General features: G+C 52.0%; 16 protein-coding genes. 10 read left to right on the top strand and 6 right to left on the bottom strand.

The genetic code is table 11. From position 1 onward, the window contains the following. Positions 1-5 precede the first annotated feature (5 nt). The 3 genes from hisA to hisB are packed head-to-tail and all read right to left on the bottom strand — an operon-like array spanning position 6 to position 2,065. On the bottom strand, positions 6-755 hold the full coding sequence (gene hisA, locus Q0X64_RS04545; protein ID WP_297809358.1) for a 1-(5-phosphoribosyl)-5-[(5-phosphoribosylamino)methylideneamino]imidazole-4-carboxamide isomerase: 750 nt from the start codon (positions 753-755) through the stop codon (positions 6-8). A gap of 28 nt (positions 756-783) precedes the next feature. After that, the gene (gene hisH, locus Q0X64_RS04550; RefSeq protein WP_297809359.1) at positions 784-1,428 is read right to left on the bottom strand and encodes an imidazole glycerol phosphate synthase subunit HisH; all 645 of its coding nucleotides are present in this window, start codon (positions 1,426-1,428) and stop codon (positions 784-786) included. Between the two features lie 43 nt (positions 1,429-1,471). Further along, positions 1,472-2,065, bottom strand: a complete 594-nt coding sequence (gene hisB, locus Q0X64_RS04555) for an imidazoleglycerol-phosphate dehydratase HisB (protein ID WP_297809360.1) — start codon at positions 2,063-2,065, stop codon at positions 1,472-1,474. A 96-nt stretch (positions 2,066-2,161) separates the two neighbouring features. Between hisB and fnr the strand changes: the two genes are divergently transcribed. Both fnr and Q0X64_RS04565 read left to right on the top strand, forming a co-directional pair. Continuing rightward, a complete protein-coding gene (fnr, locus tag Q0X64_RS04560) occupies positions 2,162-2,911 on the top strand; it encodes a fumarate/nitrate reduction transcriptional regulator Fnr (protein ID WP_297809361.1) in 750 nt (249 codons plus the stop codon). 108 nt (positions 2,912-3,019) lie between these two features. Beyond that, positions 3,020-3,706 (top strand): OmpW family protein, encoded by a 687-nt coding sequence (locus Q0X64_RS04565; RefSeq protein ID WP_297809362.1) that lies wholly within the window; start codon positions 3,020-3,022, stop codon positions 3,704-3,706. Between the two features lie 76 nt (positions 3,707-3,782). Here the strand turns inward: Q0X64_RS04565 and murJ are convergent, their stop codons facing one another. Continuing rightward, a complete protein-coding gene (murJ, locus tag Q0X64_RS04570; protein ID WP_297809363.1) occupies positions 3,783-5,324 on the bottom strand; it encodes a murein biosynthesis integral membrane protein MurJ in 1,542 nt (513 codons plus the stop codon). Positions 5,325-5,371: 47 nt separating this feature from the next. On the opposite strand from murJ, the gene Q0X64_RS04575 reads away from it, so the two are divergent. Then, positions 5,372-6,010: an SCO family protein gene (locus tag Q0X64_RS04575; protein WP_297809364.1), complete on the top strand. Its 639-nt coding sequence runs from the start codon at positions 5,372-5,374 to the stop codon at positions 6,008-6,010. On the opposite strand, the gene Q0X64_RS04580 is transcribed toward Q0X64_RS04575, so the two are convergent. Next, the gene (locus Q0X64_RS04580; protein ID WP_297809365.1) at positions 5,992-6,918 is read right to left on the bottom strand and encodes a hydrogen peroxide-inducible genes activator; all 927 of its coding nucleotides are present in this window, start codon (positions 6,916-6,918) and stop codon (positions 5,992-5,994) included. The genes Q0X64_RS04575 and Q0X64_RS04580 overlap by 19 nt on opposite strands. A 220-nt stretch (positions 6,919-7,138) precedes the next feature. Here Q0X64_RS04580 and Q0X64_RS04585 point away from each other — a divergent pair, with 220 nt between their 5' ends. The 3 genes from Q0X64_RS04585 to gyrB all read left to right on the top strand — a co-directional run bounded on the left by Q0X64_RS04585 (position 7,139) and on the right by gyrB (position 10,949). Continuing rightward, on the top strand, positions 7,139-7,303 hold the full coding sequence (locus Q0X64_RS04585; protein ID WP_297809366.1) for a rubredoxin: 165 nt from the start codon (positions 7,139-7,141) through the stop codon (positions 7,301-7,303). 76 nt (positions 7,304-7,379) lie between these two features. Continuing rightward, positions 7,380-8,495 carry a DNA replication/repair protein RecF gene (gene recF, locus Q0X64_RS04590; RefSeq protein ID WP_297809367.1) on the top strand — a complete coding sequence of 372 codons (1,116 nt, stop codon included), beginning with the start codon at positions 7,380-7,382 and terminating at the stop codon, positions 8,493-8,495. A 39-nt stretch (positions 8,496-8,534) separates the two neighbouring features. After that, a complete protein-coding gene (gene gyrB / locus Q0X64_RS04595; RefSeq protein ID WP_297809368.1) occupies positions 8,535-10,949 on the top strand; it encodes a DNA topoisomerase (ATP-hydrolyzing) subunit B in 2,415 nt (804 codons plus the stop codon). 257 nt (positions 10,950-11,206) lie between these two features. Here the strand turns inward: gyrB and Q0X64_RS04600 are convergent, their stop codons facing one another. After that, a complete protein-coding gene (locus Q0X64_RS04600) occupies positions 11,207-12,520 on the bottom strand; it encodes an NAD(P)/FAD-dependent oxidoreductase (RefSeq protein ID WP_297809369.1) in 1,314 nt (437 codons plus the stop codon). Between the two features lie 232 nt (positions 12,521-12,752). Between Q0X64_RS04600 and Q0X64_RS04605 the strand changes: the two genes are divergently transcribed. The 4 genes from Q0X64_RS04605 to Q0X64_RS04620 are packed head-to-tail and all read left to right on the top strand — an operon-like array spanning position 12,753 to position 16,068. Next, entirely contained in the window at positions 12,753-13,310 is a 558-nt protein-coding gene (locus Q0X64_RS04605; protein WP_297809370.1) for a flavoprotein, read from the top strand. After that, positions 13,310-14,824, top strand: a complete 1,515-nt coding sequence (locus tag Q0X64_RS04610) for a DUF6513 domain-containing protein (RefSeq protein WP_297809371.1) — start codon at positions 13,310-13,312, stop codon at positions 14,822-14,824. The genes Q0X64_RS04605 and Q0X64_RS04610 overlap by 1 nt, the downstream gene beginning before the upstream one ends. Further along, positions 14,796-15,380: a DUF447 domain-containing protein gene (locus Q0X64_RS04615; RefSeq protein WP_297809372.1), complete on the top strand. Its 585-nt coding sequence runs from the start codon at positions 14,796-14,798 to the stop codon at positions 15,378-15,380. The genes Q0X64_RS04610 and Q0X64_RS04615 overlap by 29 nt, the downstream gene beginning before the upstream one ends. Then, positions 15,373-16,068 (top strand): (5-formylfuran-3-yl)methyl phosphate synthase, encoded by a 696-nt coding sequence (locus tag Q0X64_RS04620; RefSeq protein WP_297809373.1) that lies wholly within the window; start codon positions 15,373-15,375, stop codon positions 16,066-16,068. Before Q0X64_RS04615 ends, Q0X64_RS04620 begins: the two co-directional genes overlap by 8 nt. The last annotated feature ends 2 nt before the right edge of the window (positions 16,069-16,070 follow it).

Genomic DNA, 16,070 nt, shown 5'->3' on the forward strand with positions numbered 1-16,070 from the left:
AGTGATTAAAACTCCAGCGGTGGATTCAGTTTATCGGCCAGTTCCTGAGCCTGTTTGAGTTCGATGCTGCCTTCATAAATGGCACGGCCCAGAATGGCACCGGTCACACCCTCGCCTTCGGCTTCACATAAAGCTTCGATATCATCATAGGTGCTGACACCGCCTGAGGCGATCACCGGGATTTGAATCGAGCTGGCGAGCTTGCGGGTCGACTCCAGGTTGACACCCTGCATCATGCCGTCACGGCTGATATCGGTGTAGATGATCGATTCCACCCCATCCTGTTCGAATTGCTGTGCAATATCAATAACGTCGTGGTTCGACAACTTGGACCAGCCATCTATCGCCACTTTGCCGTCTTTGGCATCCAGACCGATGATGATATGACCGGGAAATTCGGCGCAGACGTCACCGACAAAATGCGGGGCATTGATCGCTTTGGTACCCAGAATGACATAGCGTACGCCGGCATGCAGATAGGTTTCGATGGTTTCCTCATCACGGATACCGCCGCCTACCTGAATGTCGAGATCGGGAAAGCTTCTGCAGACTTCGTTAATCACATCGGCATTGACCGGATTACCGGCAAAGGCACCGTCCAGGTCGACCATATGCAAACGTTTTGCCCCTGCTTCCACCCATTTGGCGGCCACTGCCACCGGGTCTTCCGAAAACACGGTATTGTCTTCCATTCGCCCCTGACGCAAACGTACGCAGTGACCTTGTTTGAGATCAATGGCAGGGATTAACAACATAAAAATTTTCTCCGTTTTAGGGCTGGTATTAGCTTTGCCCGTCCCAGTTTACAAAATTTTCCAGTAATTGCAGGCCGGCATGCTGACTTTTCTCCGGGTGGAACTGGGCAGCAAATACGTTATCGCGGTAAATGGCCGCTGCAAAATCATCTGGATAGGGCGTGGTGCCCGCCACCACGGCCGGATCGGCCGGGCTGACAAAATAACTGTGTACAAAGTAAAAGCGACTGTCCTGCTCAATGTTTTGCCACAGCGGGTGATCACAGGTCTGGTGAACCCGGTTCCAGCCCATGTGCGGGACTTTCAGCTTGTCACCATTATCGGCCACCGGCTTGTCAAAAAACTTCACTTCACCTGGAATCACGTCCAGGGCATCGACACCGTGATTTTCTTCGCTATGGCTGAGCAGGGCCTGCATGCCCAGACAAATACCCAGAAACGGCTTGCTACCGGCAGCCTCAATGACCACTTGATCCAGTTGCAGGCGCTTCAGTTCGGCAATGCAGTCGCGAATCGCACCGACACCGGGGAAGACCACATGGCTGGCTGACAAAATGGTGCCGGGGTCGGCACTGACAATTATCTCGGCCTGATCCGCGGAAACGGCTTCCAGTGCCTTGGAGACAGAGCGGAGATTGCCCATGCCATAGTCGATCACTGCTACGCGACGCATGTTAAACCTGTTAGCTAATAATTGAGTTCAGTGAGGGATCGGCTTACAAGGCCCCTTTGGTGGAAGGCAACTGCTCCAGCGCCCGCTGGTCCAGGGCTACCGCCATACGTAATGCACGACCGAAAGCCTTGAAGATGGTCTCGGCAATGTGGTGGGCGTTGCGGCCCTTGAGATTGTCAATATGCAGGGTCAGGCCGGCATGATTAACCAGGCCCTGGAAAAACTCGTAAAACAGATCGACATCAAACTCACCGATCTTGTCACGGGTAAAGGTCACGCCGAATTCCAGCCCCGGACGCCCGGACAGATCCAGCACTACCCGAGACAAAGCTTCATCCAACGGCACATAGGCGTGTCCGTAACGCACCACGCCTTTCTTGTCGCCCAGCGCTTTTTTCAGCGCCTGACCGATAGTGATACCCACGTCCTCAACGGTGTGGTGGGCATCAATGTGCAGGTCGCCGTTGGCTTTGACGGTGAGATCAAACAGACCGTGACGGGCGATCTGATCCATCATGTGATCGAGAAAGGGCACACCGGTCTCGGCTTCAAACCGGCCACTACCATCCAGATTGAGGGCAACTTCGATTTGAGTTTCCAGCGTGTTTCGCGCAATTGTCGCGCTACGAGCGGTCATTTCAAGTCCTGCTTTTAATTTTAAAAGGAGATAATAACTGTTTCAGACAAGGGTTTGAAGGGTTATTATACCCTGCAAGCGTAATAAGGAATTGCTATGTCTCAATTGAACAACGTGACGCCTTTATTCAGAGACCTCGCCAAAGTTGAGCATGATCATCAGATCGCCTGTCAGGAATGTGCCCTTTACCGCCTGTGTCTGCCACTGGGGTTGCACAACAATGACCTGGCCAAACTCGATAGTATTATTGAACGCAGCAAAAGTCTTACACGTGGTCAATCGCTGTTCAGCGCCGAGACACCGTTCAAGTCAGTGTTCGTGGTGCGCTCCGGCTGCTTCAAAACCACGGTGGATGCCGTTGATGGCCGCGAACAGGTGACCGGTTTTTACTTCCCCGGTGAATTTATTGGCATGGATGCCATTTATCAGCAGGCTTACCAGTCTTCAGCCAAAGCGCTGGAAACCAGCACCGTTTGCGAGCTTCCCTACGACAAGCTGCAGCAGTTCAGTACTACCATTCCGCAGTTACAGACTCAGATGCTGAATCGTCTGAGTAAAGAGTTATCGGGCGATAAAAACCTGATGTTTCTGCTGGGTAAGAAAACCGCAGAAGAAAAGCTGGCGACGTTTCTGTTATCACTGTCACGCCGTTTCCAGGAGCGCGGTTTTTCAGCGCGGGATTTTCAGCTGAGTATGTCGCGCGGAGATATTGCCAATCATCTGGGGCTGGCGATTGAGACTGTCAGCCGTCTGTTCAGCCGTTTTCAGGATGAAGGTCTTATCCGTATTCATAATAAAGCGCTGACTCTGCTGGATATCGACAAGCTCAAACAACTCTGCGGTTGATTCACGCAACGCTGACTTTTTATTGATCCAGGTCAATGCGCCTTGTTGCGCCCTCCCCGACAATATACCCATGTTTAACGGACAGGGTTTGTCCAGAGGAGCGATAAAGTGAAAAAAACCGTTTTTGCCGCAGTAATGATGACCGCGCTGGGCCTGGGCGCCGCGGCACCGGTCATGGCCTATGAAGCCGGTGACTGGCTGATTCGAGGCCGTGTTATCCATATCAATCCCAATGATGACAGTGGCCAGCTTTATGCCGATGTCGGTGGTGGCTATTTTGCCGCCGGTGAAGGCGTCAAGGTCGATACTGACACCGTGCCGGAAATTGATATCACCTACATGCTCACTCGTCACTGGGGTCTGGAATTAATTCTGGGCTATTCCGAGCATACTGTTGCCGGAGAAAAAAACTGGTCGGCTTTGGGGGATGTGATCGATACCAAGGTTCTGCCTCCCACGCTGACATTGCAGTATCACTTTTTGCCTGATGCCAGTGTGCGTCCCTATGTCGGTGTCGGCATCAACTACACGCATTTCTTTGATGAAGAAGTGGCGGGTGTAATTGATACTGCCGGTTCTGACGTGGAACTGGATGACTCCTGGGGTCTGGCTGCTCAAGCCGGGGTCGATATTGCTATCAACCAGGACTGGTTTGTGAATATGGACGTCAAATATATCGATATCGACACTGAAGCCCATTTCGACAATATTGCCGGCGGTGCTTACCAACGTGCCCGTATCAACGCTGATATTGATCCCTTTGTCTGGGGGATAGGTATCGGTCGCCGTTTCTGATTCGAGACTGGTCCTCTCGTTTAGCACCACGTTAGTCCTCGTAGTGCCCTTAAGCCCTCCCAGTGAGGGCTTTTTTTTATCGGCTCAACGGTCTGATAAGCTGTCTGAGCCTGATTCCCAGCACCATTAGCAATACAAAATAAACGACCGCAGCACCACCAATAAGACCAAATAATTGCCCCGCGCGCTGCCAGGCTGTCCACTCGCTCCAGGCTGAGGCCTGCGGTGTTAACCACACCAACAGGGCCAGCATCACAGCATTGGCCAACAGCAGTTTGAGTCCGAGCACCGCCCAGCCGGCGTTAGGCGAATAGACACCGCGTTTTCTCAGGCCGATATAGAGCAGGCAGGCATTGAGCGCAGCTGACAGGCCAGTGGCCAGTGCCAGACCCACATGGGCCAGATACATCATCAGGATCACATTCAGCACCATATTGGTGACCATGGCGATAATGCCGATTTTGACCGGGGTTTTGGTGTCCTGGCGGGCGAAATAGCCCGGCGCCAATACCTTGATAAAAATAAAGGGTAACAGGCCCAGACCATAGGCCATCAGGCTCAAAGAGGCCATGTAGGCATCATCACTGGCGAACTCGCCATACTGGAACAGAGTGATCAACAAGGGCTGGGCCAGCGTTATCAGCCCTACCGCAGCCGGTGTGCCAATAATAAAGACCCAGCGCAAAGCCCAGTCGATAGTGTCTGAAAAGCCCTCTGCTGACTGACTGGCATGCTTTTTCGACAGGCTGGGCAGGATGACTGTGGACAGGGCAATACCGAATACCCCCAGTGGAAACTCGACCAGGCGGTCAGAGTAATACAGCCAGGATATACTGCCGGTGACCAAGAAGGAGGCCAACAGCGTATCCAGCAGCAGGTTGATCTGTGACACTGACACCCCGAACATGGCCGGAATCATCAGTCGGGTAATTTTTCTCACGCCCTCACTGCGCCAGCCCCAGCGCGGTCTTGGCAGCTTGTTGATTCGCCACAGAAACGGCAGTTGAAACAACAGCTGCACCACCCCGCCTATAAACACGCCCCAGGCCAAAGCCTTGACCGGTTCATCCAGTTGCGGTGACAACCAGATAGCAGCCCCGATCAAAGATAAATTCAGAAATACCGGGGTAAAGGCCGGTACCGCAAAGCGGCCGAAGCTGTTGAGGATGGCACCGGCCAGAGCGGTTAGCGAGATAAACATTAAATAAGGAAAGGTGATAAACAGCAGTTCACCGGCTAGTTCCAGCTTGAAGGGATCACTGATAAACCCCGGTGCGAAAATCATGATAATGACCGGCGCGGCCAGCATGCCGACAGCGGTAATCAGCATCAGAATGAAGGCCAGAGTACCGCTGGTACGGGCAATCAGTTCTCTCAGCGGCTCCTCGCCGCGTTCTCGGAATTCGGCCAGCACCGGAATGAAGGCCTGGGAAAAAGCGCCCTCGGCAAACAAGCGACGTAGAAAGTTGGGGATTTTAAAAGCAACGAAAAAAACGTCGGCGCCCAGACCGGCGCCAAACAAACGGGCGATCACAATATCCCGCAGAAAACCCAGGATCCGTGACAGGAAGGTCATTACACTGACAACTGCGGTAGACTGAAACAGCTTTTCGCTCATTGAAAACTCGCGGCTTGCTCACGCGCTGATAATCGGGACCAGACACAGTGGCATTATTCAAAAGCTTTAATTCTAAGGGTTTTTTACTGTTATATCTTGTTGTCTTTGCGGCAATGCTGCTGGTGTGGTTGTCGAGACAGGAAAGTGCGGGTGAAGACAAGCGGCAGATTCCCGCCTCCCTGCAGGCTGAAATTGTGTCGCCAGCCGGTGATATCCCACAGTTTCTGCTGCAGTCGACGGCTAGGCAAAAATTAACGGAACAATCGCTGCGCGGTAAATGGACTTTTATCTACTTCACGCACCCACATTGCCTGCCCTACTGTGAGCCAGTCCTGGAAGTGCTGGAAAACCTGCAAACATTGCTCGCCAATGATGAACAGCAGTTTGTGGTGATTAATTTTGACAGTGAGCGCAGTGGAGAACTTTCATCCTTGCTGGCTTCACGCGAGATGAGTCTGCCGGTGTTCAGTGGCGAACAATCCATGCTGGAAATGTTGGCCGGGGCTTTTGAGTTTCTCTACTTGCGTGAAGAAATTGGCGACATCGCACAGATAGAACAACAGCACAGCTTATTTCTGACCGATCCCAAAGGGCGTCTCTACGCCCGCTTTGAACCGCCATTCAGCTCACTGTCGATACAGCAGCAGTTTTTTGCCCTGCGCAACTTTTATGCGCGCAGTGAATAATCGGTATCTTCCAGTGCGTCAGACACCGTCTGCGCCAGTTGTTCCAGGGTCTGGGTGCGGCGGAAGCTGGGACGCCAGACCAGGCCGATTTCACGGGTGGCCTGATCATCTTTGTTTTCCAGCGGTACCAGGCTGATATCAGAATGGCTGACCATATCAGAGTTGATCGCCATATCAGGTATCAGAGTAATGCCCAGGCCACTCGCCACCATTTCAATCAAAGTATAAAGGCTGGTGGCCTGAACACTCCGGCGCTGCGCCGATGCCGGCAACTGGCAGGCGCTGAGCGCGTGTTCACGCATGCAATGCCCTTCTGCCAGCAGTAACAACTCATTGGTGGGCAGCTCAGACGCTTTCAGTACCCGCTTCAGTGATAAGCGATGCTGCTTTGGTACAGCGACCCAGAACGGCTCACGCGCAAAAATACGGTGTGTCAGACCGCGGATATTAAAAGGAAAGGCCAGTACCGCGACATCAATACTGCCGGCTTCCAGCTTATCCAGCAGCCTTTCCGACTGGTCTTCAATCAGAACAATTTCCAGGTCGGGCAGTTGCTGGCGAACAGTGGGTAGTACCTTGGGTAATAGAAATGGGCTGATGGTTGGAATGATGCCAACCTGTATGCGGCCTGAAAGCGGGTTTCTCTCAGACTGCGCCAGATCAACGAGGTCCTCACTTAGCGACAGGATCTGCAATGCGCGACCTGCTATTTCCTCGCCGATGGCCGTGGGTAACACTTTACGATTGGTCCGCTCTAGCAGGGAGACTTCGAGTAACTCCTCTAAATCCTGAATACCGGCACTTAAAGTTGACTGGGTAACAAAACATTTCTCTGCTGCGTGACCAAAATGTTTTTCATCGACCACGGCCGTGAGGTACTGCAATTGTCGCAAAGTGGGGAGTCTCATAATCGGATTTTCCGCTTAAAAGTCATTAATTAATCAGTATAGTTGAATTTTAAAATTATTGCTGTTTCTGCAGCAGTATGTTTTAAAACAATATTAAATCTGTCTGACCAGCAAAGCTGCAGATAGTTTTCCTGTGACTGCGCTCAAACGTTAGCAGCCCATATTTGTTAGAATCGCTTTGACTCGGGGTAATTCAAACAATGATTTAGGAGAACAAAAAATGAAACAATGGCAGTGCATCGTCTGTGGATTCATCTATGATGAAGCAGAAGGTTTGCCTGAAGAAGGCATCGAGCCAGGCACCAAGTGGGAAGATATTCCGGATGACTGGGAATGCCCTGAATGTGGTGTTGGCAAAGAAGATTTTGAAATGATCGAAATCTGATCATTCCATTACAATAACAGCCAGTTTTGCGGTTCACGTTAAGCTGGCTGTTTTTTATACTGAGAAAGTAAACCCTGTGCTGGCGCAAATTAGAACTCTTTCTTTTCGAAATATCAAGCAGGCAGATATCACCCCGGCACAGGGCATCAATCTTATTATTGGTGAAAACGGCTCCGGCAAAACCAGCCTGCTGGAAGCGATCTACATGCTTGCCATGGGACGCTCTTTTCGATCCCGGTCACTAAAGAATGTCGTCAACCATGATGAGCAACGGCTGACTGTGTTTGCCAGGTCGCTCGATCAAACCCCTATCGGTTTACAATACGATCTTGCTACCGGGTTACAGATTCGCCTCAATAATGCGCCACTCAAACGTCTCTCAGATCTTGCTACACATCTGCCACTTCAGTTTATCCCTGCTAACTGTCACCAGTTTTTTGAGCTTGGTCCCAAATACCGAAGACGGATGGTGGACTGGGGTGTGTTTCACGTGGAACATCAATTCAATTTCCACTGGCAGTCATACAAAAAAGCCCTGCAACAACGAAATGCAGCGATAAAAAAACTGAAGCCAATTAAGGAAATTCAACTCTGGGATAAGTATCTCGTCGAGCATGGTCTGGTTATCAACGCTATGCGTGAACGCTATCTTCAGACCTTACTGGAATACTTTCTTCCCCTCTTCCATCAACTTTGTCCTGAGCTGAATGACTATCAATTTAATCTACGCTATCTTCGGGGGTGGAATAAAGATAGTGATTTTGCGACTTATCTCATAGCGCATATAGAGCGCGATCGTGCTCTTGGCTACACCCGTTCAGGGGCCCATGCAGCTGACTGGTCGCTTAGAGTTAATGGCGCCGACCCCTATGAAATGCTTTCAAGAGGTCAGCAAAAACTGTTTTTCCTGGCACTGAGTATGGCGCAGATTTTGATCCTGGCAGAGAAAAAACAACTCACCTCAACCGTATTATTGATTGATGATTTAAGCTCAGAGCTGGATTGGCACCATCAAAATACAGTGATTAATACACTGCGGTCGTTACCAGTCCAATGCTTTATCAGCAGCACTAACGAAGAGCTAACAGGGCTGATTGATCAGAAAAAAGAGAAAATGTTCCACGTGAAACACGGCGTCATTTTTGATAGAGAGGGTGATGCTATCAACGGGGACTCAGACATAGTAGAATAATAGGTTATTCAACATCCTACCAACAGGAACAGTTTGATTATGGCAACGGATAATAACAGCACCTACGACTCCTCGAATATTAAGGTTTTGAAAGGACTTGATGCGGTAAGAAAGCGGCCGGGCATGTATATCGGCGATACTGATGATGGCACCGGTCTGCATCACATGGTTTTCGAGGTGCTGGACAACGCAATTGACGAGGCGCTGGCAGGACACTGCAGTGTTATTGAGGTCAGAATTCATCCTGATGATTCAGTCTCGGTCATTGATAATGGCCGCGGCATTCCCGTCGATATTCACGAGGAAGAAGGCGTTTCTGCCGCCGAGGTCATTATGACCGTGCTTCACGCTGGCGGTAAATTTGATGACAACTCCTACAAAGTCTCCGGTGGTCTGCATGGCGTCGGCGTATCAGTGGTCAATGCCCTGTCGAAGAAGCTGACCATGGATATTCATCGTCATGGCCGCCTTCACAAGCAGTCTTACACGCATGGTGTGCCTGATGCACCGTTGACCGATGTTGAAGACACCACTGAGACCGGTACCCGCATTCAGTTCTGGCCCAGTGAAGACACCTTTACGAACGTCACCTTCGACTACAACACGCTGGCCAAACGGATTCGCGAGCTGGCGTTTTTGAATTCAGGCGTCAGAATCAAATTAACCGATGAGCGTGATGAACGTACTGAAACCTTTTATTACGAAGGTGGTATCACCGCTTTTGTTGAGCACCTGAATAAAAACAAAACGCTTATCCACGACAACATTATTCAGATCTCCGGTCTGCGTGATGATGTTACGGTAGAGCTGTCAATGCAGTGGAACGATTCCTTCCAGGAAAATATCTACTGCTTTACCAACAATATTCCACAGCGTGATGGTGGTACCCACCTGGCCGGTTTTCGTGCCGCCCTCACCCGCACCCTGAATCAGTACATTGACAGCGAAGGGCTGGCGAAAAAGTCTAAAGTCACAACCAGTGGTGATGATGCACGTGAAGGGCTCACCGCAGTACTGTCAGTCAAAGTGCCGGATCCCAAGTTCAGTTCGCAGACCAAAGATAAACTGGTCTCCTCCGAGGTCAGAACTATTGTTGAGTCGCTGGTCAATGAGTTCTTCCATGATTTTCTGGTGGAACACCCCAACGATTCCAAATTAATCGCCAACAAGATGATCGACGCCGCCCGCGCCCGTGATGCCGCCAGAAAAGCACGTGAGCTGACCCGTCGCAAAGGCGTGCTGGATGTCGCTGGTTTGCCAGGCAAGCTGGCCGATTGTCAGGAGCGTGATCCCTCGCAATCTGAACTATTCCTGGTGGAGGGTGATTCTGCGGGCGGTAGTGCTAAACAGGGCCGTGACCGCCGTACCCAGGCTATCCTGCCGCTGAAAGGGAAAATCCTTAACGTAGAGCGTGCCCGTTTCGATAAGATGATCAGCTCGGCCGAAGTCGGCACGCTGATTACCGCGCTGGGCTGTGGTATCGGCCGTGATGAATATGATCCGGAAAAGCTGCGCTATCACCACATCATCATCATGACCGACGCCGACGTGGATGGTTCACACATCCGTACCCTGCTGCTGACCTTCTTTTACCGGCAAATGCCGGAGCTGATCGAGCGCGGCCATGTCTATATTGCGCAGCCGCCGCTCTACAAGATCAAAAAAGGTAAGCAGGAACGCTACGTGAAAGATGATGCCGAGATGGAGCGTTACCTGACTGAAGTCGCGCTGCAGAATGCCTCGCTTTACCCGACCGCTGATGCCAGTGCCATTGAGGGCAATGCGCTGGCGGCGCTGGTAGAGGAATATCAGACCATCAATGCCATCATCGGCCGTTTGTCCAACCACTACTACCCGGCTTTCCTTGATCAACTGGTGTATCAGCCACAGATCCCGGCATTCGGTGATCCGTCGATGACAGACTGGCTGCAGGCGATAGAAGTGGCGATGAATAAAGGACTGCCAACAGGTACGAGCTACCAGCTGAGCATTGAACAGCATGACGATGAACCAGTGCCCATGGTGAATATCAGCTTTACCCGTCATGGTATCAGCACGGATTTCCATGTACCGGGTGAATTCTTCTCCAGCACTGAATACCAGAAAATCCTGGCATTTTCTAATAAAATCAATGGCTTGTTCGGTGAGGGTGCGCGTGTTGAACGCGGTGAGCGCTCAGAGCCGGTGTATTATTTCTCACAAGCTGTCAATTGGCTGTTGGCTGAAGCCCGCCGTGGCCAGCATGTGCAGCGTTACAAAGGTCTGGGTGAAATGAATCCGGATCAGTTGTGGGAAACCACCATGGATAAAAGCAAGCGTCGCCTGCTGCAGGTCAAAATTGAAGATGCGATTGCCGCTGATGAGACTTTCAACACGCTGATGGGGGATCATGTCGAGCCCCGGCGAGAGTTTATTGAAACGCATGCGCTGCAGGTGTCCAACCTCGATATCTGATTTTGCTGCCTCCCGGCAACAAGGCCATCCAGCCCTCCCCGCGGTTGGATGGCCTTTTTTGTATGCGAGGTTTGCTTAGCAAAGGCCGCTGTCAGGCCCTGAAAGCTCGCTGAACGCATTAAAGTGTTTTTGTGAAAGATTGTCTAGGATAGACGGTAAAAACGCCTCAGGCGCTTTCCAGGGCTTTCAGATGAAGACAAACGGCTAAAAATAAAAAAGGCCCGTGGCGGGCCTTTTTCGTTCGTGGAGAACTGAAATTAGTGCAGCTTGATTTTGGGATGCACACTGCGGCGGAACAAATGTGATAAAGACAGCATGACCACTCGGAATGGGCCGAACAAAGCAACCTGGTGCATTTTGTACAATGACAGGTACATCATTCTGGCCATAAAACCTTCAATCAGCATGCTGCCGCGGCTGAGGTTGCCCATCAGGTTGCCGACCGTGCTATAGCGGCCCAAAGAGACCAGTGAGCCATAGTCGTGGTATTCGTATTCGGGAATCACTTTATCGTTGAGACGATGGATTAAAGATTTGGCGACCAGCGAGGCCATCTGGTGGGCCGCCTGTGCCCGCGGTGGCACGTTTTCATCATGGCCCTGCCATTTGCAGGCACAGCAGTCGCCGATAGCGTAGATATCATCATCCATGGTGGTCTGCAGGGTCTGGCGTACTACCAGTTGATTCATCCAGTTGGTTTCAAGGCCATCAATGTCTTTGAGGAACTCCGGTGCTTTGATACCTGCTGCCCAGACTTTGATGGCAGCCGGCACGACTTTGCCACTTTCGGTCTTGATTTCGGCTTCATTGACTTCAACCACACGCTCGCCGGTCATGACATTGACGCCGAGATTCTTCAACTCACTGAGGGTAGCGTCAGAAATATTTTCCGGCAGACCGGGCAGAATGCGATCTGCCGCTTCAATAATGCTGATGTGCACGTCTTGGGGATTCACTTCATCCAGGCCATAAGCGGTCAGCAGGTGCGAAACTTCGTGCAACTGGGCGCTGAGCTCAATACCGGTTGCGCCAGCACCAACAATAGCAATGTTGAGCTGACCTTCATGCAGCGGTTTACCCTGGGTGTGGGCACGCAGATAAGCCTGCAGCAGTTTGTTCTGGAAGGTTTCAGCCTGTTTGGTTGTGTCGAGGAAAAGACAGTGTTCACGCACGCCCTTGATACCGAAATCATGGCTGATACTGCCAACCGAGACCACCAGATAGTCATAATCAAAACTGCGGCGGGGAATGATTTCAACGCCTTCCTGATTTAATGTGGGCGCAACGGAGATTTGCTTTTTCTCGCGATCCAGTCCATCCATGCGGCCCAGACGGAAGCGGAAACCGCTGCAGTTAGCCTGACCCAGGTATTCGATTTCGTCTTCATGCGAATCCAGCGTCCCAGCCGCCACTTCGTGTAACAGGGGCTTCCAGATATGGGTGTGAGTGCTGTCGACCAGGGTGACTTCAGCTTTTCCTTTCTTACCCAGTTTTTTGCCGAGTTTAGTGACCAGTTCCAGGCCCCCTGCACCGCCGCCAACCACGACAATTTTGGGAATATTATTAGACATTCGCTATGGCTCCAATCCGACGCTGAACTTGAGGGCCACTGTGAATGATGCTGGCAGTTTGCGAGTGCTCGTGAGCAACAAACGAAGCAGGCAAATGCAGAAAAGGCGCAGCGGGCCCGTCAATTTAAAGCTGTGATTTTAACGTAAAAAACCCTACAAAAACTATCTTATTTTTACTATATATGCCGAGTCTGGCAAAATTTATGGTCTTAACCACTGCTAGAGACTCATTATGCAAGCAAGGCCTGAAAAGCCTCGTCTGGCCTGGGCTGTGACCGGCTCCGGACACTACCTGGAAGAATGTCTGGAAATCGTGCGTGAACTGGATGATGTGGATCTTTTCTACAGCCGCGCAGGTGAGGAAGTCGTCAGGATGTATGGTCACGATCCCAAGTCGCTGGTGCCGGAAGGCCGCGTTTATCGCGACCGGTCGGCCAGTTCGCCACCTGTGGGCCTGTTCTATCGCGGTGATTACCATACCCTGGTGGTCGCCCCGGCGACCTCGAATACCGTTGCTAAAATGGTGCTGGGCCTGTCAGACACGCTGGTGACCAATATTTACGCTCAGGCGGGTAAATGTCGGGTACCGAGCATTGTACTGGCCTGTGATGCGATACCTGAGGTCGATACCCCTGCCCCCGATCGCATGGTGCGGCTGTGGCCGCGTAAGGTTGACCTGGAGCATACAGAGCGTCTTAAAACTTATGAAGCCACCACCGTGGTGGAGTCAGCCGAACAACTCGCTGCGGCGCTGAAACAACGTTTAACCGAGGTAGAACAAGCCGGCTGATGGCGGACAAGATTCTGTTTCTGACCGGCAAGCTGGCAGAGCCCAGTGTGCAGAAGGTGTTACAGGAAATGGCGCCGCTGCCGTTTGAATTCCGGGTGCACCAATTGGGTTTATCGGTTGCTGCGCTGATGACCGATAAAATGATAGCCCGTCGCCTCAAACCGGAGGACTATCAAGACTGTGATCAAATCATTGTGCCCGGCCGTTGCCGTGGCGACCTGGACTCATTGAGCGAGGAGCTGGGGATTAAGGTCATCCGCGGCCCGGAAGAAATCAAGGATCTGCCCATGCATTTCGGTAAAGCCCGTAAACAACCCGATCTGAGCCAATACCGGGTCAATATTTTTGCCGAGATTGTCGATGCGCCCGAGCGCGATATCGACAGTCTGGTCGAGCGGGCTTTGTATTACCGCGACAATGGCGCCGATGTGATTGATATCGGCTGCTTGCCGCAGGAACCGTTTCCGCTGATGGAGGAAGCGATACAAGCCCTGCATGAGGTTGGTTTAAAAGTAAGTGTGGACTCACTTTCAATCCCAGACTTGCAACGTGCTGCCCAAGCAGGTGCCGATTATTTGTTGAGCCTGACGGAAGAAACCATCGATCTGACTAAAGAGACGGATGCCGTGCCCATCCTGGTACCGGCAGAACCGGGCTCACTGGCCTCGCTGGAGCGGGCGATGGAGGCCATGGATAAAATCGGCAAACCCTGGATTGCCGATCCGATCCTGGATCCGATTCACTTTGGTCTAACCGCTTCCATCGTGCGCTATCACGAGCTACGGCGAAAATACCCTGAAGCGCCGATGATGATGGGCATCGGCAATCTGACCGAACTCACCGATGCCGACACCAGCGGCATCAATGCCATGCTGTTTGGCATTATCTCGGAACTGAATATTGATTGTGTACTGGCGACGGAAGTCAGTCCGCATGCCCGTCGCGCCATACGCGAGGCCGATGTCGCCAGGCGCATGATGTATGCGGCCAAAGAGGACAACAGCTTGCCACGGGATTTAACGGGTGATTTGTTGGTCGCCCACGAAAGGCGGCCATTTACCGATACCGCCGATGAAATTCGTGAGCTGGCGAAAAGCATTAAAGATCCCAACTACCGGATCAAAGTGGCCCGCGAGGGAATATTTATGTTCAACCGCGACGGCTTAATGCTGGATAATGATCCCTTCGAGTTTTATCCGCAATTGCAGGTCAAGGATGATCCCGGTCATGCTTTTTATCTGGGCGTTGAACTGGCGCGGGCAGAAGTGGCCTGGCAACTGGGTAAACGCTACACCCAGGATGAAGATCTGAACTGGGGCTGTGCCGTTGAGCAGGAAGAAGAGGACCTGACTAGGCAAAAAGCGGAAGGCACCACGATGAAAAAAGGCCGCAAAGATCATGCCTGTGGCACAGCCGATAAACCGTCACTGAAAGCCTCTCGCGCCAACACCAAAACCAAGTCGAAAACAAAAAAGGAGCGCCCCTGTGGCACGGCTGACAAGTCGGATACATGAAGTCATCGTGACAACGATGGATGAGGCGGGCAGACCGCACTCGGCGCCGATGGGTATCAGTGAAGTGAATGGTTACTTTCTCATAAAGCCCTTCAAACCGTCATCGACCTATGACAATCTAAAGCGTCACCCGCAGTGCACGATTAATTACCTGGATGATGTCCGGGTCTTCGCCGGCGCCCTCACCGGCCATCGCCAGTGGCCTACCCTGCCCTGTCGCCGAATTGAAGGTGTGTACCTGGAGCAGGCGCTGGCGCATACCGAATTGGAAATCACCCGTTTCGACGATGATGATCCGCGCAGCTGTTTTTACGGGCAGGTGGTGGAAGAAGTCACCCATGCTCCTTTCCGTGGTTTTAATCGGGCCCAGAGCGCGGTGATTGAAGCGGCGATCCTGGTTAGCCGTCTGGGTATGTTGCCGCAAGATAAAATCCGCGATGAACTCCGCTATCTGCAAATCGGTATCGATAAAACGGCCGGGGATAGAGAACTGGAAGCCTGGGGCTGGCTGATGGATAAGATCAAACAAGCCGATATTGAGATCGATAATGAGTAAATGGCTGGCGAGCGTACAGTCGCTCAGAGAAGCACAAACCTTGGCAGATTGTCTGCCCGATATCCTGGATCTGAAAAATCCCGCTGCTGGCGCGCTGGGTGCCCTGCCGCTGGACACAGTCAGTGACATTGTAAACTGGGCCTCCGGGCGTTGCTTGGTCAGTGCCACGGTCGGCGACTTACCGATGCAGGCGGGCATCATTGCCGATGCTGTACAGCGGATGGCGGCTTGTGGGGTCGATTATGTCAAAGTTGGCCTGTTTGCTGAGCCGGGTTTAGCGGCCTGTATCGACCTGATGCAGCCGACACTGCAAGCACTGAATAAACCGGTGATTGCCGTGTTATTTGCCGATCAGATCCACGATATCTCGCTGATTGATGCTATCCAGCAGGCGGGCTTTGCCGGCGTGATGCTCGATACTGCGAGCAAGAATGGCCAGGGTTTGCTGGATCACTGGACGGCGGTTGAGCTGGGAGATTTTGTCAATGCCAGCAGGCAACACGGCTTGTTATGTGGCCTGGCTGGAGCGTTAAAGCTTCAAGATATCGACAGGCTGGAACCGCTGGGCGCTGATTACCTGGGCTTTCGCAGTGCTTTGTGTGACAAACAGCTGCGAACCAGCACGCTGAACCCGCAGCGGGCCGTGGCAGTCCGTGAGCGCCTTCAGCAGTTTGGCCTGGCCAGTTAGAG

The sequence above is a fragment of the uncultured Methylophaga sp. genome (assembly GCF_947259025.1).
Lineage (GTDB): Bacteria > Pseudomonadota > Gammaproteobacteria > Nitrosococcales > Methylophagaceae > Methylophaga.